Here is a 19,323-nt window from a genome sequence, read left to right as displayed (position 1 = left end):
TGCGCGCTCATGTCTCGGTCGCGCACCGCGTCGCCTGCCACGCGAGCAGGCGCCAGTGGCCCTGCTCATGCGTGTGGACGGCCGTATAGGCGATCGGAAACACCAGCCCGCCGTTGTTCGTTTCCATCTCGATCAACGCGCGCCCGGTGACGACGCAGGTCGCATCGCCGACGGGCAGCAGGTCCTGCGACTGGATTTCGATCTGGCGATAGCGGCGGCGGCCGGCGACGATGGCGTCGATGAACTGCTGCTTGGTTTCGCGTTTGCCGTTGGTGTGCACGAAGAACACCTTGTCCGACAATTGCGCATCGAGCGCCTCGCCGTCTCCGTCGACCATCGCCCGGAACCGATCGCGCTCGAGTGCGCGAATCGCATCGATCACCTTCGCCATCGCCTGACTCCTCGGCAACGCGCCCGCCGTGCGCCGGCGTGCGGATCAGAAGTTGTACTGCACGTAGAACTGGTGGAAATTTATACCAGGATTCGGCTCTTTGATACCCGCGTTAGACACATGTTGAAAACGGTAACCGACCTGATACTGTTGCCGTTCTCCGAACTGGGCGCCAACGCCGACGACGTCCACGAACTGGAACGACGTCGCCAGCGACAGATTGTTGGAGATCGTCGGGGAAGTCAGGAAGCGGATGCCGGCACCGGCCTCGATGAACGGACGCATCTGGCCCGCGCTCTTGATGAAGCGGAACATCGGCTGCGCGCCGAATTCGCCGATGCTGCCATGAACATTGCCGCCCGTATGCCAGTAGCCGGCGTGCCCTTCCATCACGAACGCGAAGTGCCAGCCGCCGATTTCCCACCAGTTCCAGCCCGGATCCCACACGACGCCGAGATCGCCCTTGTCGATCCCGTGGCGATCGGAAAACCCGCCGCCGGCCTGGATTCCCCATCGATCCGCGAACGCGGCGCCCGATCCGCCCAGCAGCGACGCCGCCACGAGCGCATGCAGCGCAAGCCGGTTACGAGGCCGGCGATTCTTCTTATTGTTCATCTGACACTCCAACTTTGTGGGTTGAATGGAGCCTTGCCGCAGCGGCCGGGCCCGAGCGAACTGAATGGTATGGTAAAGGACTTTTCGGATCGGCATCACGAAGCGAAATTGTTTGCTTCCAAAACTACAAAAATCGAAATCGTCTACTGATTACCATCAGAAACAATGGCTTACGGAACTTCCCCCCGCCAGCCCGGTCGCAAATTAGACTATCGCCTCGACAAGTTCGATAGAAAATCGGGAACTTGGATGCCCCCGTGCCCTCTAAGGAATTAGCACTCGGATTACGGGAGTGCTAAGATGGGCCCCGGAATCTCATCCGAGACCAGGGGTTTGTCCCTGATTCCAAAGGAGTTTTTTAGTGAGCCACGCCCTGACCCTTCCGAACACCCTGAGCCCGACGCCGGCCAAGGCCGAATCGGCAGGCTCGCTGGCGCTCGCAACTCAATCGATGTTGCCGGGCCAGCTTGGCAACATCGACGCGTATATCCAGGCCGTCAACCGGATCCCGCTGCTGACCGCCGAAGAGGAACGCCAGTACGCGACCGAATTCCGCGAAGACAACAACCTCGACTCGGCACGCCGTCTCGTGCTGTCGCACCTGCGGCTCGTCGTGTCGATCGCGCGCAACTATCTCGGCTACGGCCTGCCGCACGGCGACCTGATCCAGGAAGGCAACATCGGCCTGATGAAGGCGGTGAAGCGTTTCGACCCGGCGCAAAACGTGCGTCTGGTGTCGTACGCGATCCACTGGATCAAGGCCGAGATCCACGAGTACATCCTGCGCAACTGGCGGATGGTGAAGGTCGCGACGACGAAGGCGCAGCGCAAGCTGTTCTTCAACCTGCGCAGCCACAAGAAGAGCATGCAGGCGATGACGCCCGAGGAAATCGACGGCCTCGCGCAGGAGCTCAACGTCAAGCGCGAAGACGTGACCGAAATGGAAACGCGCCTGTCGGGCGGCGACATCGCACTCGAGGGCCAAGTGGAAGACGGCGAGGAATCGTACGCGCCGATCGCCTATCTGGCCGATTCGCACAACGAGCCGACCGCCGTGCTGGCCGCGCGTCAGCGCGACATGCTGCAGACGGACGGCATCGCACAGGCGCTGGAAGCGCTCGACGCACGCAGCCGCCGGATCATCGAGGCGCGCTGGCTGCACGTCGACGACGACGGCTCGGGCGGCTCGACGCTGCACGATCTCGCGGCCGAGTTCGGCGTATCGGCGGAACGCATCCGCCAGATCGAAGCGAGCGCCATGAAGAAGATGCGCACCGCACTTGCCGAATACGCCTGAATCCGCGATTTAGAGCGCCTCACCCAAAACCGCTGCCCGACCGGCAGCGGTTTTTTTCGTCTGTCGTTTTAGCCTCGATCGTGTCTGATTAATCGACCTTATTGATCGGGTATCGGGCGAATTCCGGCCCCTTCCGCATAACCTTGATCTGCCTCAAGTTTCGACACGCGCTTCGCGACGGTCTGCCGCAGCGCAGCACTCGGCATCGGAAAGCCGGTATTTTAAAATTGGCATGTCGGCTTAAAAGGATTAAAACAGCTTAACTGCCGTCATAAATCCGACGTAAAGTCGCCCCAAAAACCGATGTAAATCGATTCAGGATAATCACCTTGATCTCGATCAATAAAGAGCCTGCGCCGCGTCCCCCGCACGCGGCAGGCACCGGCTGGCGCGCACGCATCGCCGCGTGGGCGCGCGGGCCGACCCTGATGCGCGACATCACGCTGGTGCTGATCGTCAAGCTGATCCTCCTGATGTCACTCAAATACGCATTCTTCAATCATCCGCAGGCCGAGCACATGTCGCTGCCGCCTGCCGTCGTCGCCGAGAAGCTGCTCTCGGTGCCGGCGCCTGCATCTACCGAGGGAGACCACCATGATAAGTAGCGAAGTCGTCGATCTGTCGCGTCTGCAGTTCGGCATCACGGCGCTCTACCATTTCCTGTTCGTGCCGCTGACGCTCGGCCTGTCCTGGCTGCTCGTCATCATGGAAGCCGTCTACGTGATGACCGGCAAACAGGTCTACAAGGACATGACCCAGTTCTGGGGCAAGTTGTTCGGGATCAACTTCGCGATGGGCGTGACGACCGGCATCACGCTCGAATTCCAGTTCGGCACGAACTGGTCGTACTACTCGCACTACGTCGGCGACATCTTCGGCGTGCCGCTCGCGGTCGAGGGCCTGATGGCGTTCTTCCTCGAATCGACGTTCGTCGGCCTGTTCTTCTTCGGCTGGAACCGCCTGTCGAAGGTCAAGCACCTGATGGTGACGTTCCTCGTCGCGCTGGGCTCGAACCTGTCCGCGCTGTGGATCCTCGTCGCGAACGGCTGGATGAACAATCCGGTCGGCGCCGAGTTCAACTACCAGACGATGCGCATGGAGATGACGAGCCTGTTCGACGTGCTGTTCAACCCGGTCGCGCAGGTGAAGTTCGTCCACACCGTGTCGGCCGGCTACGTGTCGGCAGCGATGTTCGTGCTCGGCGTGTCGTCGTGGTACCTGCTGAAGAAGCGCGACGTCGACTTCGCGCTGCGCTCGTTCGCGGTCGCGGCCGGCTTCGGTCTCGCGGCGACGCTCTGCGTGATCGTGCTCGGCGACGAATCGGGCTATACGACCGGCGAAGTGCAGAAGATGAAGCTCGCCGCGATCGAGTCCGAATGGGAAACGCAGCCGGCGCCCGCATCGTTCACGCTGATCGGCATCCCGAACCAGGAGGAGCAGCGCACCGACTACGCGATCAAGATCCCGTACGCGCTCGGCCTGATCGCGACGCGCTCGATCGACGAGCCGGTGATCGGCCTGCGCGAGCTCGCGAAGCATAGCGAGGAGCACATCCAGAGCGGGATGGTCGCGTACGGCGCGCTGCAGAAGATCAAGCAGGGCGACACGAGCGACGCGACCCGCGCGCTGTTCGACCAGCACAAGCAGTATCTCGGCTACGGGCTGATGCTCAAGCAGTTCACGCCGAACGTGGTCGATGCAACGCCCGAGCAGATCAAGGCCGCCGCGAAGAAGACGATCCCGCCGGTCGCGCCCGTGTTCTTCTCGTTCCGGATCATGGTGGCCCTCGGCTTCCTGTTCGTCGCGACGTTCGTTGCCGCGTTCTGGTTCTGCGCGCGCCGCGAGCTGCTGCAGGACAACCGCCGCTGGTTCCTCCGCTACGCGCTGTGGGCGATCCCGCTGCCGTGGATCGCGATCGAATTCGGCTGGATCGTGGCCGAGCTCGGCCGCCAGCCGTGGACGATCGCCGGCGTGCTGCCGACGCACCTGTCCGCGTCGAGCCTGCAGCCGTCCGACCTGTACCTGAGTCTCGCGGGCTTCATCCTGTTCTACACCGCGCTGTTCGTCATCGAGATCAAGCTGATGTTCAAGTACGCGCGCCTCGGCCCGTCGTCGCTGCATACCGGCCGCTATCACCACGAACTCGCCGCAGCCGGCGAGCGTGCCTCGGTTTGAGCACGCCCCCGCAACGGAACAAGGAATCGCTATGGACTATGCAACGCTCAAGCTGATCTGGTGGCTGCTCGTCGGCGTGCTGCTGATCGGCTTCGCCGTCACCGACGGCTTCGACATGGGCGCGACCGCGCTGCTGCCGTTCCTCGGCAAGACCGACGAGGAGCGCCGCATCATCGTCAACACGGTCGGCGCGACGTGGGAAGGCAACCAGGTGTGGCTGATCACGGCAGGCGGCGCGATGTTCGCCGCCTGGCCGCTCGTCTATGCCGCGTCGTTCTCCGGCTTCTACTTCGCGATGCTGCTCGTGCTGTTCGCGCTGTTCTTCCGGCCGGTCGGCTTCGACTATCGCAGCAAGCGGCCCGACCCGCGCTGGCGCGCGGGCTGGGACTGGGGCCTGTTCGTCGGCGGTTTCGTGCCGGCGCTGGTGTTCGGCGTCGCGTTCGGCAACCTGCTGCAGGGCGTGCCGTTCAAGTTCGACAGCGACCTGCGCGTCACCTACTACGGCGGCTTCTGGGCGCTGCTGAACCCGTTCGCGCTGCTCTGCGGGCTCGTCAGCCTCACGATGCTGGTCGCGCACGGCGCGGCATTCATCAAGATGAAGACCGACGGCGTGATCGCACGCCGCGCGTCGATCGCGCTGCGGGTGGCGTCGTTCCTCGCGGTCGTGCTGTTCGCGCTGGCCGGCGTGCTGATCGCCTCGTATGTCGGCGGCTTCCACATCACGCACGCCGCGCCAACCGACACCGTCGCGAACCCGCTGCTCAAGGACGTCGCCGCCGGCTCGGGCCTGTGGCTCGCGAATTACGGCGCGTATCCGTGGATGATCGCGGCGCCGGTCGTCGGGATCGCGGGCGGCCTGCTCGCGCTGCTGCTCGCCGGTTCGAAGCAGGAAAAGACGGCGTTCTTCTGCACCGGCCTGATGATCGCCGGCGTGATCCTGACCGCGGGCTTCTCGATGTTCCCGTTCATCATGCCGTCGTCGCTCGACCCGCGCAGCAGCCTGACCGTGTGGGATTCGACGTCGAGCCACATGACGCTGCAGGTGATGCTGTTCGCGGTGATCGTGTTCCTGCCGATCGTCCTGCTCTATACGAGCTGGGTGTATCGCGTGATGCGCGGCAAGGTCACGCACCAGTCGCTCGAAGAGAACAAGCACTCGATGTATTGAACCCGGCCGGGGCGCGCACGCGCCCTCGCCCACCGTTTCGCAAGGAGTCGGATCATGTGGTACTTCAGCTGGATTCTCGGTATCGGCGTCGCGCTGTCGTTCGGCATCGTCAACGCGATGTGGCTCGAAGCGCGGCAGAAGCCGCAGGAAGCGCCGATGCGCGCACGCCGCGACTGACCACTCATGCGCGGCGGCGGCTGATCGCCCCGCCGCGCGCCATCGGGAACGAACCTCGCTACGTGCGAGGTTTTTTTCGTCCGGTCATTCGTTCGGCACGCGCGGCACGTCGACGCCAATTTAGCGCGATGCCGATGCACGCATCGCGTCCGCGCGCCGCCAAAGAAAAACGGCTTGCGACACACGCGTCGCAAGCCGTTTTCGTTTTACCGACCGGCGGCCCGCATCCGCGAGGCGGATCGGGCCGGTCTCGTCAGATCATGCCGGTTGCACGGCCGCACCACCGCCCGTCGACGGCAGGCGCGCGCCGAGCTGTTCCGCATAGCGCGCTGCCGCGTTGCCGCAGACGATGTGGAACGTGTCCGGCGCCACCCATGCGACATCGAGCGCGCCGAGCCGATCGCGATCGACCGCCGCTGCGTCGCGCACGACGACGCGCAGGCGCGTGGTCGCGATCGCGTCGAGCGATGCGACGTTGGTCGCGCCGCCGAACACCGCAAGCCAACGCAGCGGATCGGGATCGAGCGGACCGGCCGCCGCGCCGGTGACCGGCTGCGCGGCCGCGACCGTGGCCGTCGCCGCGGCACCGGCCGCACCGCTGCCGATCGCCGAACGCATCTCGTCGGCGATGATGTCCGCCTCCGGCCCGATGATCACCTGCACGCTGTTGCCGCCGCGCTTGAGCACGCCGCGCGCGCCGATCGACTTCAGTTCCGGCTCCGACACCTTCTCCGGATCGACGACGCTCAGGCGCAGGCGCGTCGTGCAGGCGTCGACGACCGTCAGGTTGCCCGCGCCGCCGAGCGCGGCGATGTAGCGCTGCGCACGCGGCGCTGCCGCCGCGGCACCGGCCGCCGGTGCGACGAAGCCGCCCGATGCGAACGATTCGGTTGCTGCGTCGGCCGAGGCCGGCTCGCGACCCGGCGTCGCCATGTTGAACTTGCGGATGAAGAAACGGAACAGCCCGTAGTACGCCGCGCCGTACGCGATGCCGAGCGGAATCGCGATCCAGCCCTTCGTCGACAGCCCGTAGTTCAGCACGTAGTCGATCGCGCCGGCCGAGAACGTGAAGCCGAGCTTCACGCCGAGCAGCTGGCAGATCGCGAGCGACAGCCCGGTGAGCACCGCGTGGATCACGTACAGCACCGGCGCGAGGAACATGAAGCTGAATTCGATCGGCTCGGTCACGCCCGTCAGGAACGACGTGAGCGCCATCGAGAACAGCAGGCCGCCGACCATCGCGCGGCGCTCCTTCGGCGCTTCGTGCAGCATCGCGAGACACGCGGCCGGCAGGCCGAACATCATGATCGGGAAGAAGCCGGCCATGAAGGTGCCCGCGGTCGGATCGCCCGCGAAGAAGCGGTGCAGGTCGCCGTGCACGAGCTCGCCGCCGGCCGGCGGCGTGAAGTTGCCGAACACGAACCACGCGAGCGAGTTGATGATGTGGTGCAGGCCCGTGACGAGCAGCAGGCGGTTCAGGAAGCCGAACACGAACGCACCGATCGCGCCCGCCGTCGTCAGCCACTGGCCGGCCGCGTCGATCAGATGCTGGACCGGCTGCCACACGTATCCGAACACGATGCCGAGTACCACGCACACGAGCCCGGTGATGATCGGCACGAACCGCTTGCCGCCGAAGAACGCGAGGTAGTCGGGCAGCTTGATGTCCTTGTAGCGGTTGTACAGCAAGCCCGCAACGACACCCGCGATGATCCCGGACAGCACGCCCATGTTCAGCTTGGGATCGATGTCCTTCATGATCGCGGTTTCGATCAGGTAGCCGATCGCGCCCGCGAGTGCCGCCACGCCGTTGTTGTCCTTCGCGAAACCGACCGCCACGCCGATTGCAAACAGCAGCGGCAGGTTGTCGAAGATCGCGCCGCCGGCGTCGGCGATCATCTTGATGTTGAACACGTCCGGCTGCCCGAGCCGCAGCAGGATGCCGGCGACCGGCAACACCGCGATCGGCAGCATCAGCGCCCGGCCCAGGCCCTGTATCTTCAGAAACGGATTCCCGTCCATTCAATCCTCCAATCCATGTCTCGTCATTAAGCGTCGTTGACCTAATTGCTTGCGTAGTGAAACGGGTCGCGCGCCCGCCGTCGACGTTCAGTCGAGCGGCCAGACCTCGCGGCTTGCTGCCCTTACCGCCTGTGCCGAGTCGAGTGCGAGCAGATCCTGCGCACGCTGGCGACACAGCTGGTAATCGAGACGGCGCACACGCGCCTTGATGCCCGGCACCGACACCGGGTCGACCGACAGTTCGGTCACGCCGAGGCCGACGAGGATCGGCACCGCGAGCGGATCGCCGCCCAGCGCGCCGCACACGCCGACCCATTTGCCGTGCTTCGCGGCACCGCGCACCGCGATGTCGATCAGGCGCAGCACGGCCGGATGCAGGCCGTCGGACTGCGCGGCCAGATCGGCCTGGCAGCGGTCCATCGCGAGCGTGTACTGCGTCAGGTCGTTGGTGCCGATCGACAGGAAATCCGCGTGCTGCGCGAGCTGGTCGGCGAGCAGCGCCGCCGACGGCACCTCGATCATCACGCCGACCTCGATCGGCTCGGTGCGGCCCTGCGCCCGCGCGAATTCGTCGATGCGCTGGCGCAGCCGCACGAGCTCCCCGGCATCCGTCACCATCGGCAGCAGGATGCGTACCGCGCCGAACGGCTTCACCGCGAGCAGGCCCTGCAGCTGATCGTCGAGCAGATCGGGGCGCACCTGTGCGAGGCGGATGCCGCGCAGGCCGAGCGCCGGGTTCGGCTCGGGCGGCAGCGTCAGGTAGTCGACTTCCTTGTCGGCGCCGACGTCGAGCGTGCGGATGATCGCCGTGCGGCCCTGCAGCGCATCGACGATCGACTGGTAGCTCTGCTGGTGCTCGACGACGCTCGGCGCGGCCTGGCGATGGATGAACATCAGCTCGGTGCGCAGCAGGCCGACCGCGTCCGCGCCGTTGTCGACCGCGGTGTTCGCGTCGTCGAGCGTCGCGATGTTCGCAGCGACCTCGATGGCGCGGCCGTCGACCGTCGCGGCGGCGGCGCCGGCCAGTTGCCGGTTCGCTTCGCGCACGCCGTCCAGGCGCTGGCGTTCATTGCGCGCACGTTCGACGTCGAGTGCGGTCGGCGCATGTTCGAGACGGCCCGCGCTCGCATCGACGACGACCTGCGTGCCGTCGGGAATCGCATACAGCGCGTCGCCGACCGCGACGAGCGCCGGAATGCCGAGCTGGCGCGCGATGATCGCCGCATGCGACGTCGCGCCGCCGCGCGCCATCACGAGCGCGGTCACGCGCTGGCGATCGAGCGACGACAGGTCCGACGGTGTGAATTCCTCGGCGGCGAGCACGGCCTCGGCGGGCAGCGTGCGGGTCGCACCGCTCGTGTGGCCGAGCGCGCGCAGCACGCGCTTCTCGATGTCGCGCAGGTCGGCCGCGCGCTCGGCGAGCAGCGCATCGTCGAGCTTCGACAGCGTGTCGATCTGCGCGCGGATCGTCGCGCGCCACGCGAAACCCGCGCTCTTGCCGAGGCTGATCTGGTCGCGCGCCGCGTCGACCAGCGTCGGATCCTCGAGCAGCACGCGATGCACCGCGAAGATCCCCGCCTCGCCGACCGCGCCGCGCGCCGATGCGTCGCGCACCGTTTCGTCGAGTTCGGTGTCGACCGCCTTCAGCGCCTGGTCGAGCCGGCGGCTTTCCGACGCGGGCGTGCCGCTCGCCTGTTCGGGCGGCACGATCTCCGCATCGTCGAGACGCACCAGCGTGCCGACCGCGATGCCGGGCGCCGCGCACACGCCCGCGAGCGTGTTCGGATCGAGTATCGCGCCGGTGTTGCGCACGATCGGCTGCGGCGCGGGCGAACGCAGCCGCGCCGGTTTCTCCTCGACTTCGCCGTGCGCTTCGCGCAGCAGCTCGTGCTCGACCGCGTCGACGGCCTGCTGCGCGTGCGCGCCGCGGCCGATCAGTTCGATCGTCGCGCCTTCGCCGGCGCCGAGGCCGAGCAGGCCCACGACGCTCGCGATCGACGCCTTGCGGCCGTCGAACTGCACGTCGACCGTCGCGTCGAAGCCGCGCACGGATTCGCGTGCCCGCGCGGCCGGGCGTGCATGCAGGCCGCCCGGCTGCGTCAGCACGATCTCGCGACGCACTTCGTTCATCGCCGCGGCGCCGGCCTGCGCCGCCTGCGCGGCGGCTTCGCCCTTGCCGCGCAGCGTCAGGAGCGGCGTCTCGCCGGCCGTCGCGAAACCGCTCGCGCGCTCGACGACGTCGAACGCGTCGGAGTTCGCGATCGCGATCACCGAAACCAGCGAATGCGCGCTGCGCGCGACCGCGTCCTGGTCGAACTCGATCAGCAGGTCGCCCGCCGCGACACGCGCGCCGGCTTCGACGTGCGCGGTGAAGCCCTGCCCGTTCAGCTCGACGGTGTCGATGCCGATGTGCAGCAGCACTTCCGCGCCTTGCGGCGTCGTGATCGTCACCGCATGGCCGGTGCGCGCGAGATGCGACACGACGCCGGCGCACGGCGCGACGAGCCTGCCCGCGAGCGGGTCGATGCCGATGCCGTCGCCGAACATCCCGCCGGAGAACACCGGATCGGGCACATCGGCCAGCGCGACGATCGGCCCGGTCAGGGGGCTGAGCAGGACGATCTGATCATGGGTGGAACTCTTCAACTGGGACTCCTCGGCGCGTCTCATCGGCGGTCTCGGCTATCAGTGCGTTTCGGTGACTTTGTTCAGGTGGCGCGGCGTGTCGGGATTGCGGCCGCGCGCGACGGCGAGATCCGCCGCCATCACGTAGAACGAAAGAATGGCGGCGATCGGGTCGAGCGCCGAATGGGCGGACTGCGCGAGCGGCAAGGTCGCGCCGGGCGTGCCGGCGGGCGCCGCGAGCAACACGGCCGCGCCGCGTGCGCGCATGTCCTGCGCGAGCTGCAGCAGCCCGGCCTGCTCGGGCCCCGGCGGCGCGAACACGAGCAGCGGATAGTCGCGGTCGATCAGCTCCATCGGGCCGTGACGGACTTCGGCGCTCGAGAATGCCTCGGCCTGGATGCCGGAGGTTTCCTTCAGCTTCAGCGCGGCTTCCTGCGCGATCGCGAGGCCCAGGCCGCGGCCGATCACGATCATCCGCTCGACGCCCGCGAGCGCGGCGACGGCCGGCGACCAGTCGAGCCGGCCGGCCTGCGCGAGCACGTCGGGCAGGCCGCGCAATGCCGTCATCAGCGCGGCGTCGCGCTGCCAGTACGCGACGATCTGCGCGGACAGCGACAGCATCGCGATGTAGCTCTTGGTCGCGGCGACCGACAGTTCGGGGCCGGCCAGGAGCGGCAGCTGGTGCTCGCACGCGTCGGCGAGCGGCGACGGCAGCACGTTGACGGCGGCGACGGTACGCGCGCCGGCTTCGCGCAGCGCGGCCATCGTGTTGACGAGATCGGGACTCTTGCCCGACTGGGAGAATGCGAGGGCGAGCTGGTCCTGCACCTTCAGCGGCGCCTGCTGCAGCGTCGCGACCGACATCGGCAGCGACGCGACGGGCACACCGAGGCGGCTCATCGTCAGGCTGGCGAAATAGCTGGCGGCGTGATCCGAGCTGCCGCGCGCGACCGTCAGCGCGACGGCCGGCGGGTGATCGAGCAGTTGACCGGCGAGCGCTTCGACGCGCGTGGTGTCGGCGAGTTGCGCGGCGACGACCTGGGCGGACTCGCGCGCTTCCTTAAGCATATTCGACAATCGATTCTCCTTCGACGTAGGTCGCGGTGAGGTTCAGGTCGCGATCGAACACGACGAGGTCGGCCCATGCGCCGCGCTCGAGGCGGCCGCGATCGGTGACGCCGAGGTAGTCGGCCGCATAGCGCGACATCCGGTTCGACACGTCGGCGATCGGCAGGCCGAGCGACACGAGGTTGCGCAGCGCCTGGTCCATCGTCAGCGTGGAGCCGGCGAGCGTGCCGTCGGCGAGCCGCACGCCGCCGAGGCACTTGGTCACGTGCTGGCTGCCGAGCCGGTATTCGCCGTCGGGCATGCCGGTGGCCGACGTGCTGTCGGTCACGACGTACAGGCGCGGGATCGCGCGCAGCGCCGCGCGAATCGCGCCCGGATGCACGTGCAGCAGGTCGGGGATGATTTCCGCGTATTCGGCGTGCGCGAGCGCGGCGCCGACGAGGCCCGGGTTGCGGTGATGCAGCGGCGACATCGCGTTGAACAGGTGCGTGAAGCCGCATGCGCCGTGCTTGAGCGCGGCGACGGCGTCGTCGTAGGTCGCGAGCGAGTGGCCGAGCTGCACGCGCACGCCGCGCGCGGCCATCTCGCCGATGATCTCGATGTGGCCGGCGATCTCCGGCGCGAGCGTGACGACGCGGATCGGCGCGATCGACAGGTACTTCAGCACTTCGTCGAGCACGGCCGACACGGCCGCGTCCGGCTGCGCGCCGAGCTTGCCGGGGTTGATGTACGGCCCTTCGAGGTGCACGCCGAGCACGCGCGCGCCACCCTGCGTGCGGGTGCGGGCGACGGTGCCGAGGTTCGCGACGACCTGCATCAGTTCGTCGCGCGGCGCGGTCATCGTCGTCGCGAGCAGGCTCGTCGTGCCGAACTGCGCGTGTGTGCGCGCGATCGTCTCGATCGCGTCGCCGCCTTCCATCACGTCGGCGCCGCCGCCGCCGTGCACGTGCAGGTCGATGAAGCCGGGCAGGATGTACGGCGCGTCGTTCTTCGCGGGATCGGCGGGCGTGCCGTCGAGCGTGGTGATGCGGCCGTTCTCGCTGTCGAGCGAGCCGTGAATCCAGCCGTCGGGGGTGAGGATGTTTCCAGTCAGCATGACGTTTCTCTTGATGATCTGGTGACGCGGACATCCGCGTCGCGATTTGCAAATGCGTTGCGATTCGTTTCGCTTCGTTGCGCGTGGCGCGCGGGCAGTCTCGCGCGTCAGCGTTTCAGTTCGGCGACGAAGTCGTAATAGTCGTCGCGGCAATACGTTTCGGTCACTTCGATCGCGCGCTGGTCGGCGCCGTAGCCGATGCGCGTGATCACGAGCAGGGCCGAGCCCGGCTTCACCGCCATCCACTTCGCGATGTCGTGCGTCGCGTTCGACGCGCGAAAGTGCTGCAGCGCGCGCACGACGGTCATCCCGCGCGCGTCGAGGTATTCGTACAGAGACGCGCCGAGTGCCTGCGGATCCGGCACCACCGCGGCCGGCAGCGTCGAATGCTCGACGGCCATCACGATGCCGTCCGCGCGGCGCAACCGCTCCAGCCGCGCGACCGTCGCGCCCGGCGCGAGGCCGAGACGCGTGATCTCGTCGCGGCGCGCGGCGCGCAGCGTGCGCGACAGCCACACCGAATCGGGCACGAAACCGCGCTGCTGCATCTTCGCGGTGAAGCCGACGAGACGCGACAGCGGATCGGCGACGCGCGGCGTGATGAAGCTGCCCGCCCCGCGCGCCCGCTTGATCAGCCCCTGCTCCACCAGCAGCGCGAGCGCACGGCGGGCCGTGATCCGCGACACGCCGACCGATCCCGACAGCAGCCGCTCCGACGGCAGCGCCTCGCCGGCGCGCCACGCGTCGGCGTGAATCGCGCGCGCCAGGTTGCGGGCGAGCTGCAGATACAGCGGCGTGTCGTCGAGAGGATCGGGCGCCAGTTCGGACCAGCCGGTTTCCATGTGCCTCCGGGTGTCGGACGACGATCTCGGACCGTCGAAAGTGAACGCATTATATAACCACCATAATACCAATCAACGAACTGGTATTAGAGAGGTGAAAATCGCCGGAAGCCTTGCCCGGCAAGCGTTTTAGTAGCGGGAAAGCCTTTGTTTACAACGCGATGCAGGATAGGGATTTACCCGAAGTGGTATGCGAGGGGACCGTTCCGGTGCCGGATTTGTCGGGTTTGGAGCGCTGAAAACGATACCTATATAGAACCAGTTCGGTCGACTGGTATGCATCCGGCGGCAGCGGGCGGGCGGCGTGCCGGCTCGCCGCGTCAGTGGAACTCGCGGCTCGACGTGCGCAGGCCGCCGAGCAGCGGCGTCAGGTCCTCGAAATGCTGCGCGACGAGGTGCCGCACGTCGCTGACGACCTGCCACACGCCCGACGCCGCGAGCAGCCGCGAATCGAGCGTTTCGCGGCGCTGCCGCGCGAGCAGTTCGGGCCGCACGATCACGTTCACGCAGCCCGTCTCGTCCTCGAGCGTCATGAACATCACGCCCTTTGCGGTGCCCGGCATCTGCCGCGCGATCACGAGCCCGCACGCACGCGCGAGCCGGCCGTCGGGACGGTCGCGCAACTCGGCCGCGGACGACAGCCGCTGCGCGCGCAACGCGGGCCGCAGCAGCGCGACCGGGTGGCGGTTCAGCGTGAGGCCGGTGGTGTGATAGTCGGCGAGGATGTCGTCGGCTTCCGACGGCGCGCCGAGCACGGGCTGCTCCGTTTCGTCGATCGGCGCGGCGGCGAGCAGGTCACGTTCGGGGGCTGCGGCGACGGCTTGCCATAGTGCATCGCGGCGATGGCCGGCGAGCGTCGCGAGCGCGTTCGCGGCGGCGAGCGCTTCGAGATCGCGCCGTTCGAGTTGCGCGCGGCGCGCGAGCGCGTCGACGTTCTCGAACGGGCCGGCCGCGCGCGCGGCCTCGATGCGCCGCGCGGCGGCCTCGCCGAGACCGCGCACGAGCGACAGGCCGAGCCGCACCGCGGGCTGGCCGTGCGGCGGCGGCTGGCCGGGCAGCGCTTCGAGCGACGCTTCCCAGCCGCTTCGCGTGACGTCGGCCGGAAACACCTTCACGCCGTGGCGCTTCGCGTCCTGCACGAGCTGCGCGGGCGCGTAGAACCCCATCGGCTGGCTGTTCAGCAGCGACGCGACGAAGATCGCGGGTTCGTGACATTTGAGCCAGCTGCTCGCGTACGCGAGTTTCGCGAAGCTGGCCGCGTGGCTCTCGGGGAAGCCGTATTCGCCGAAGCCCTTGATCTGCTCGAAGATCTGCTCGGCGAATTCGCGCGTGTAGCCGCGCTCGAGCATCCCGTCGACGATCTTGTCGTGATACGGGCCGAGATCGCCCCTGCGCTTCCACGCCGCCATCGCGCGACGCAACTGGTCGGCCTCGCCTGGCGTGAATCCGGCCGCGACCATCGCGATCTGCATCACCTGCTCCTGGAAGATCGGCACGCCGAGCGTGCGAACGAGCACTTCCTTGAGCGCCTCGCTCGGATAGGTGACTTCCCCCTCCTCTTCGCCGGCCACGATCCTGCGCCGCTTCAGATACGGATGCACGGCGCCGCCCTGGATCGGCCCGGGCCGCACGATCGACACCTGGACGACGAGGTCGTAGTAGTTGCGCGGCTTCAGCCGCGGCAGCATCGACATCTGCGCACGCGATTCGATCTGGAACACGCCGACCGTATCGGCGCGGCAGATCATGTCGTAAGTTGCTTCGTCATCCTGCGGAATATGCTTCAGCGTGAACGGCTCGCCGTCCTGCTCCGGCCCGCGCCATGCGGTGCGCATGTCGAACGCGCGATGCAGCGCCGACAGCATGCCGAGCGCGAGCACGTCGACCTTCATCAGCTTGAGCGATTCGAGATCATCCTTGTCCCACTGAATGACGCGCCGCCCGTCCATCGCCGCGTTTTCTACCGGCACGAGCCGCGTGAGCTTGCCGCGGCTGATCACGAAGCCGCCCGAATGCTGCGACAGGTGACGCGGAAAGTTGAGCAAGCGCCCCGCGAGTTCAGCCCATGCGCGAATGATCGGCGTGGCCGGATCGAGCCCGGTCGACGCGAATTGCTGCAGCAGGTCGCGGCTGCCGTCGAACCAGCGATGTCCCTTCGCGACGCGGTCGACCAGCATCGGATCGACGCCGAGCGCCTTGCCGATTTCCCTCAGCACGCCGCGCGGGCGATACGTCGAGACCGCAGCCGCGAGCGCGGCGCGATGCTTGCCGTATTTTTCGTAGATATGCTGAATGACTTCTTCCCGGCGCTGATGCTCGAAGTCGACGTCGATATCGGGCGGCTCGCCCCGTTTCTCGCTGATGAAGCGCTCGAACAGCATCGTGCTCTGGTCGGGATCGACCTCGGTGATGCCGAGGCAATAGCAGACGACCGAGTTCGCCGCAGAGCCGCGGCCCTGGCACAGGATGTTCTGGCTACGTGCGAACTTGACGATGTCGTACACCGTCAGGAAGAACGGTTCGTAGCTCAGCTTCGCGATCAGCGTCAACTCGTAGCCGATCCGCTCCATGACATGAGCCGGCGGCTCCCCGGCATAGCGACGGCGCCCGCCCGCCAGGGTTTCCTGTTTCAGATAGCTCGTCGGCGTATGACCTTCAGGCACGATCTCGTCCGGATACTCGTAGCGCAGCGAGTCGAGTTCGAAATGGCATGCATCGAGAATCGCGCAGGTCTCCGCGATTTCGTCCGGCGCAAACAGCTTCGCAATCCGCCCGCGCGCACGCAGATGCTGCTCCGCATTCGGCGCGAGCGCATAGCCGCATTCCGACACCGGCATCCCGACGCGGATCGCCGTCATCACGTCCTGCAGCGGCTTGCATGAGCGCCGATGCATCGTCACGTCGCCGAGCGCGACGACAGGTACGTCGCGCCGCTCGCCTGCGTCCCGAATCTCGTCGCGCTGCGGGCCGTCCAGCGCGCGCTGCAACTGCACCAGCCCGAGCCGCGCACGCTCGCCGAAGGTCGCGCGAAACCATGCGACCTGCGCATCGAGCACCTCCGCACGCACCGGATACGCGGGCACGAGAATCGCGAAACAGTCGGGCATGCCGCGCAGATGAGCGAAAGCCTCGGGCGGCCTCGACAACATTCTCGACGTCAGCCGGTAGGTTCCCTTCGGCGCCTCCATCCGCCGCCATGAAATCAGCTCGGACAGGTTGCCGTAGCCTTCGCGGTTCTGCGCCAGCAATACGAGTCCGAACGCACCGGGGCCCGGATCGTGGCCCGGTGCGACTTCATCCGGCGTGACGTCGAAATACGAACCGATGACGAGCGGCAGCCCTTTCGCCTTCGCCGCGACATGCATGCGCGGCGCGCCGGCGAGCGAGCATTCGTCGGTGATCGCGATCCCGCGATAGCCGAGTTCCACCGCGCGCTCGACGAGTTCTTCCGCATGCGACGCGCCATGCAGAAACGAGAAGTTCGAGCGGCAGAACAACTCCGCGTAATCAGGCAGCAAACCGAATTCCGCAACCATCGCCGCTCACCCGAACAGGCCGTGCAGGAACCAGTGCGGTTCGGCCTCGCTCCCCGCTCGCTCCCTGAACACCCAATAGCACGCGCCCTCTTCGTCCTGCGCGACGTGGTAATCGCGTGCAGCGAGCTGACCATCGAACCACCCGGCCTCGATCCGCTCCGTCGACGACATGATCCGGAGCGGCGTATGAAATACCGGCCGCTCCCCGCGCATCAGCAGCGGCAACGGTTCGGCCAGCAACCACGCGGGGCGCGGCGGCACGGCCGGCGGCCCACCGGCCGGCTTGCCCGCCGGCGCATCGAGCGGCAGCCAGCGGTTCGCGGCCTCGGGCCGATAGTCGGCCACCGGCGCCGCGCGCAGCACGTTCTCCGCGCCAAGCCGCGCGACCAGCAGTTCGAACAGCCGTGCGCGCGTCTCGCGCGTGCCGCCCGGCTCGGGGAAGAGATCGTCGGCCGGCGGTGCGACCGATTCGACGCGCGTGGCCTTCAGCCGCACCGCGATCACCGCGGCCGGCAATTCGACGCGCGCGAGCCGCTCGCCGAGCAGCCGCATGAAGTGCGTCTCGTCGCGCACGGGCGCGGCGAACGCGAGTTCGAGCGGCGTCGGCGGCACGGCCTGGCGGCCGCGCTCGTGCTCGAGCTCGAACGTCATCGCGGCCAGCGACAGCTGCCGCGCGGCCAGCCACCCGCAGAGCTGCACGACGAGCCGCCGCGCGGCGAACAGCACGGCTTCCGCGTATTCGACGCGCTCCGGCAATTCGAGCCGCACGTCGAACACGGGCGGCACCGCCATCCACGCGAGCGGTTCGACCGCATCGCCGTACGCACGATCGAGCGCGGCCAGCAGCGCGGGACCGCAGCGCCGTTGCAGCCCCGCGCGCGGCAGGCGGCGCAGATCGGCGAGCGTGCGGCAGCCGAGGCCGTCGAACCAGCCGGCATACGGGCGCGCATCGGGCAGCAGCACGCACGGCAAACGATCGAGCGTACGAACGAGCGAAGTCGGCCCGGCCACGCGGCGCCGGATGCGCGCACGCGCCGACGTGCGCGCGAGCAGCCACGCGCCGCGCCCGGTCGGCGCGGCGGACAGGCGCGCCGCATAGCCGAGCGCCGCGAGCGTCGCGCGCACCTGGCGGCACAGCGACGGCAGGCCGCCGAACAGGCGCAGGCTCGGGCCGACGTCGACGATCAGCGTCGCTTCGTCGTCGAGCGCGACGCACGGCGAGAAGCGCAGCAACGCGAGCGCGACCGCGCGCAGCGCATCGGCCTCGCGGGCGGGATCGCGTTCGACGAGCCGCGTGTCGGGCGAAAGCGTCAGCACGCCGCCGCGCTTCATGCCCGCGCGCACGCCCTGCCGGCGCGCGGGCGCGTCGGCAATCAGCACGACACCCTGCTCGAGCACCGCGCAGCCTGCGTCGTCTGCGTCGTCCGCCACGCCGTCAGACGGCGGCGGGGCGCACACGTCGAGCGGCAGGCGCGGCAGATGGATGCCGAGCAAGACGCGCATAGCGGCTCTCCACGATGGGCGACGGCAAATCGAGCGCGAGCGGCTCGCCGTGCGCGGGCCCGCGACGCTTGACGATGTCGAGCGACACGCCGCCCGGCACCGGATGCAGCGCGACGCGCAGCACAGCCGGCGACGGCTGTTTGGCCGCCGACAGCGGGCGCAGCATCACGAACAGCGTGTCGCCGGTGCGCGCGGCCGCGAGATGCAGGCGGCGCAGCGCATCGGGCCGCGCGTCCTGCCAGAGCAGCAGCGCACCGCAGCAGCCTGTCCTGAGCGCCTGCTCGGCGGCCCACAACGCATCGGTGCGGCTGCCGGCGCGCAGCCACAGCAGCGCGTCGGCCGGCACGCCGAGCGCGGCCAGCGCGGTCGCATGCGGCGACTGCGGCGGCGCGACGAGCGCGAGCGGCCGCCGCGCGCTGACGGTGCGCGCGAGCGCCGGCGCGAGCAGCCGCATCTCGCCGCAGCCCGGCTGCGCGGCCAGCAGTTCGACGAGCCCGCCGACCGGCCAGCCGCCGCCCGGCAGCTCGGCGGACAGCGACGCGAAACCCGTGTCGATCGTGCGCGAACCGCCGCGCGCGAGCTGCGAGCCGCGCCAGAGCGATGGATGGAGGGATTCGGGAGAAATGGAGGATGCGAGCATGACGCCACCCACAACTGTATGGATATACAGTATATGGCAATGCGCTCATGTCGCACAGTACTGGTACGAAACCGGCTTTTTCGTCAGAGGAAAAGCGCAGGAAAAGCCGGCGCCCCCGTCATATGACGGCGCGCCGCCCCGGGCGTGGCTGGCGTGTGTCGGCGGAAC

At 67.9% G+C, this 19,323-nt stretch carries 15 protein-coding genes; 5 read left to right on the top strand and 10 right to left on the bottom strand.

Going from position 1 to position 19,323, the window contains the following annotated elements; genetic code table 11:
- Positions 1-7: 7 nt before the first annotated feature.
- A complete protein-coding gene (locus tag U4Y91_RS21975; protein ID WP_321806840.1) occupies positions 8-391 on the bottom strand; it encodes a nuclear transport factor 2 family protein in 384 nt (127 codons plus the stop codon).
- 45 nt (positions 392-436) lie between these two features.
- Positions 437-1,006 (bottom strand): acyloxyacyl hydrolase, encoded by a 570-nt coding sequence (locus U4Y91_RS21970; RefSeq protein ID WP_321806839.1) that lies wholly within the window; start codon positions 1,004-1,006, stop codon positions 437-439.
- 361 nt (positions 1,007-1,367) lie between these two features.
- Between U4Y91_RS21970 and rpoH the strand changes: the two genes are divergently transcribed.
- The 5 genes from rpoH to cydX all read left to right on the top strand — a co-directional run bounded on the left by rpoH (position 1,368) and on the right by cydX (position 5,823).
- Complete coding sequence (gene rpoH, locus U4Y91_RS21965; protein WP_321806838.1) at positions 1,368-2,303, top strand: RNA polymerase sigma factor RpoH; 936 nt, start codon at positions 1,368-1,370, stop codon at positions 2,301-2,303.
- A 329-nt stretch (positions 2,304-2,632) separates the two neighbouring features.
- Positions 2,633-2,908 carry a cytochrome oxidase putative small subunit CydP gene (cydP, locus tag U4Y91_RS21960; RefSeq protein ID WP_415750484.1) on the top strand — a complete coding sequence of 92 codons (276 nt, stop codon included), beginning with the start codon at positions 2,633-2,635 and terminating at the stop codon, positions 2,906-2,908.
- Positions 2,898-4,478 (top strand): cytochrome ubiquinol oxidase subunit I, encoded by a 1,581-nt coding sequence (locus U4Y91_RS21955; protein WP_321806837.1) that lies wholly within the window; start codon positions 2,898-2,900, stop codon positions 4,476-4,478. Before cydP ends, U4Y91_RS21955 begins: the two co-directional genes overlap by 11 nt.
- Positions 4,479-4,509: 31 nt before the next feature.
- Positions 4,510-5,646 (top strand): cytochrome d ubiquinol oxidase subunit II, encoded by a 1,137-nt coding sequence (gene cydB, locus U4Y91_RS21950; RefSeq protein WP_321806836.1) that lies wholly within the window; start codon positions 4,510-4,512, stop codon positions 5,644-5,646.
- Between the two features lie 54 nt (positions 5,647-5,700).
- Entirely contained in the window at positions 5,701-5,823 is a 123-nt protein-coding gene (gene cydX / locus U4Y91_RS21945) for a cytochrome bd-I oxidase subunit CydX (RefSeq protein WP_060035688.1), read from the top strand.
- 258 nt (positions 5,824-6,081) lie between these two features.
- On the opposite strand, the gene nagE is transcribed toward cydX, so the two are convergent.
- From nagE to imuA, 8 genes are all read right to left on the bottom strand, one after another.
- Positions 6,082-7,845 carry an N-acetylglucosamine-specific PTS transporter subunit IIBC gene (gene nagE, locus U4Y91_RS21940; RefSeq protein WP_321806835.1) on the bottom strand — a complete coding sequence of 588 codons (1,764 nt, stop codon included), beginning with the start codon at positions 7,843-7,845 and terminating at the stop codon, positions 6,082-6,084.
- Between the two features lie 87 nt (positions 7,846-7,932).
- Positions 7,933-10,515: a phosphoenolpyruvate--protein phosphotransferase gene (gene ptsP / locus U4Y91_RS21935; protein WP_321806834.1), complete on the bottom strand. Its 2,583-nt coding sequence runs from the start codon at positions 10,513-10,515 to the stop codon at positions 7,933-7,935.
- A gap of 15 nt (positions 10,516-10,530) precedes the next feature.
- Complete coding sequence (locus tag U4Y91_RS21930) at positions 10,531-11,538, bottom strand: SIS domain-containing protein (RefSeq protein WP_321806872.1); 1,008 nt, start codon at positions 11,536-11,538, stop codon at positions 10,531-10,533.
- Positions 11,531-12,634 carry an N-acetylglucosamine-6-phosphate deacetylase gene (gene nagA, locus U4Y91_RS21925; protein ID WP_044849197.1) on the bottom strand — a complete coding sequence of 368 codons (1,104 nt, stop codon included), beginning with the start codon at positions 12,632-12,634 and terminating at the stop codon, positions 11,531-11,533. Before nagA ends, U4Y91_RS21930 begins: the two co-directional genes overlap by 8 nt.
- 107 nt (positions 12,635-12,741) lie before the next feature.
- Positions 12,742-13,476, bottom strand: a complete 735-nt coding sequence (locus U4Y91_RS21920) for a GntR family transcriptional regulator (RefSeq protein WP_321806833.1) — start codon at positions 13,474-13,476, stop codon at positions 12,742-12,744.
- Between the two features lie 320 nt (positions 13,477-13,796).
- On the bottom strand, positions 13,797-17,012 hold the full coding sequence (locus U4Y91_RS21915; RefSeq protein ID WP_321806832.1) for an error-prone DNA polymerase: 3,216 nt from the start codon (positions 17,010-17,012) through the stop codon (positions 13,797-13,799).
- Between the two features lie 6 nt (positions 17,013-17,018).
- On the bottom strand, positions 17,019-18,515 hold the full coding sequence (locus U4Y91_RS21910; protein WP_321806831.1) for a DNA polymerase Y family protein: 1,497 nt from the start codon (positions 18,513-18,515) through the stop codon (positions 17,019-17,021).
- Positions 18,448-19,155, bottom strand: a complete 708-nt coding sequence (imuA, locus tag U4Y91_RS21905; RefSeq protein WP_321806830.1) for a translesion DNA synthesis-associated protein ImuA — start codon at positions 19,153-19,155, stop codon at positions 18,448-18,450. Before imuA ends, U4Y91_RS21910 begins: the two co-directional genes overlap by 68 nt.
- Positions 19,156-19,323 lie beyond the last annotated feature (168 nt).

The sequence above is a fragment of the Burkholderia sp. BCC1993 genome (assembly GCF_905339865.1).
Taxonomy (GTDB): domain Bacteria; phylum Pseudomonadota; class Gammaproteobacteria; order Burkholderiales; family Burkholderiaceae; genus Burkholderia.
The sequence above is the reverse complement of the archived record's forward strand: the minus strand, read 5'-3'. Positions and strand labels throughout refer to the sequence as shown.

Bases quoted from the DNA above. Each gene is read 5' to 3' on its own strand.
- U4Y91_RS21975 (WP_321806840.1), bottom strand. From the start codon at position 391: ATGGCGAAGGTGATCGATGCGATTCGCGCACTCGAGCGCGATCGGTTC.
- U4Y91_RS21970 (WP_321806839.1), bottom strand. From the start codon at position 1,006: ATGAACAATAAGAAGAATCGCCGGCCTCGTAACCGGCTTGCGCTGCAT.
- U4Y91_RS21955 (WP_321806837.1), top strand. From the start codon at position 2,898: ATGATAAGTAGCGAAGTCGTCGATCTGTCGCGTCTGCAGTTCGGCATC.
- cydB (WP_321806836.1), top strand. From the start codon at position 4,510: ATGGACTATGCAACGCTCAAGCTGATCTGGTGGCTGCTCGTCGGCGTG.
- cydX (WP_060035688.1), top strand. From the start codon at position 5,701: ATGTGGTACTTCAGCTGGATTCTCGGTATCGGCGTCGCGCTGTCGTTC.
- nagE (WP_321806835.1), bottom strand. From the start codon at position 7,845: ATGGACGGGAATCCGTTTCTGAAGATACAGGGCCTGGGCCGGGCGCTG.
- ptsP (WP_321806834.1), bottom strand. From the start codon at position 10,515: ATGAGACGCGCCGAGGAGTCCCAGTTGAAGAGTTCCACCCATGATCAG.
- U4Y91_RS21930 (WP_321806872.1), bottom strand. From the start codon at position 11,538: ATGCTTAAGGAAGCGCGCGAGTCCGCCCAGGTCGTCGCCGCGCAACTC.
- nagA (WP_044849197.1), bottom strand. From the start codon at position 12,634: ATGCTGACTGGAAACATCCTCACCCCCGACGGCTGGATTCACGGCTCG.
- U4Y91_RS21920 (WP_321806833.1), bottom strand. From the start codon at position 13,476: ATGGAAACCGGCTGGTCCGAACTGGCGCCCGATCCTCTCGACGACACG.
- U4Y91_RS21915 (WP_321806832.1), bottom strand. From the start codon at position 17,012: ATGGTTGCGGAATTCGGTTTGCTGCCTGATTACGCGGAGTTGTTCTGC.
- U4Y91_RS21910 (WP_321806831.1), bottom strand. From the start codon at position 18,515: ATGCGCGTCTTGCTCGGCATCCATCTGCCGCGCCTGCCGCTCGACGTG.
- imuA (WP_321806830.1), bottom strand. From the start codon at position 19,155: ATGCTCGCATCCTCCATTTCTCCCGAATCCCTCCATCCATCGCTCTGG.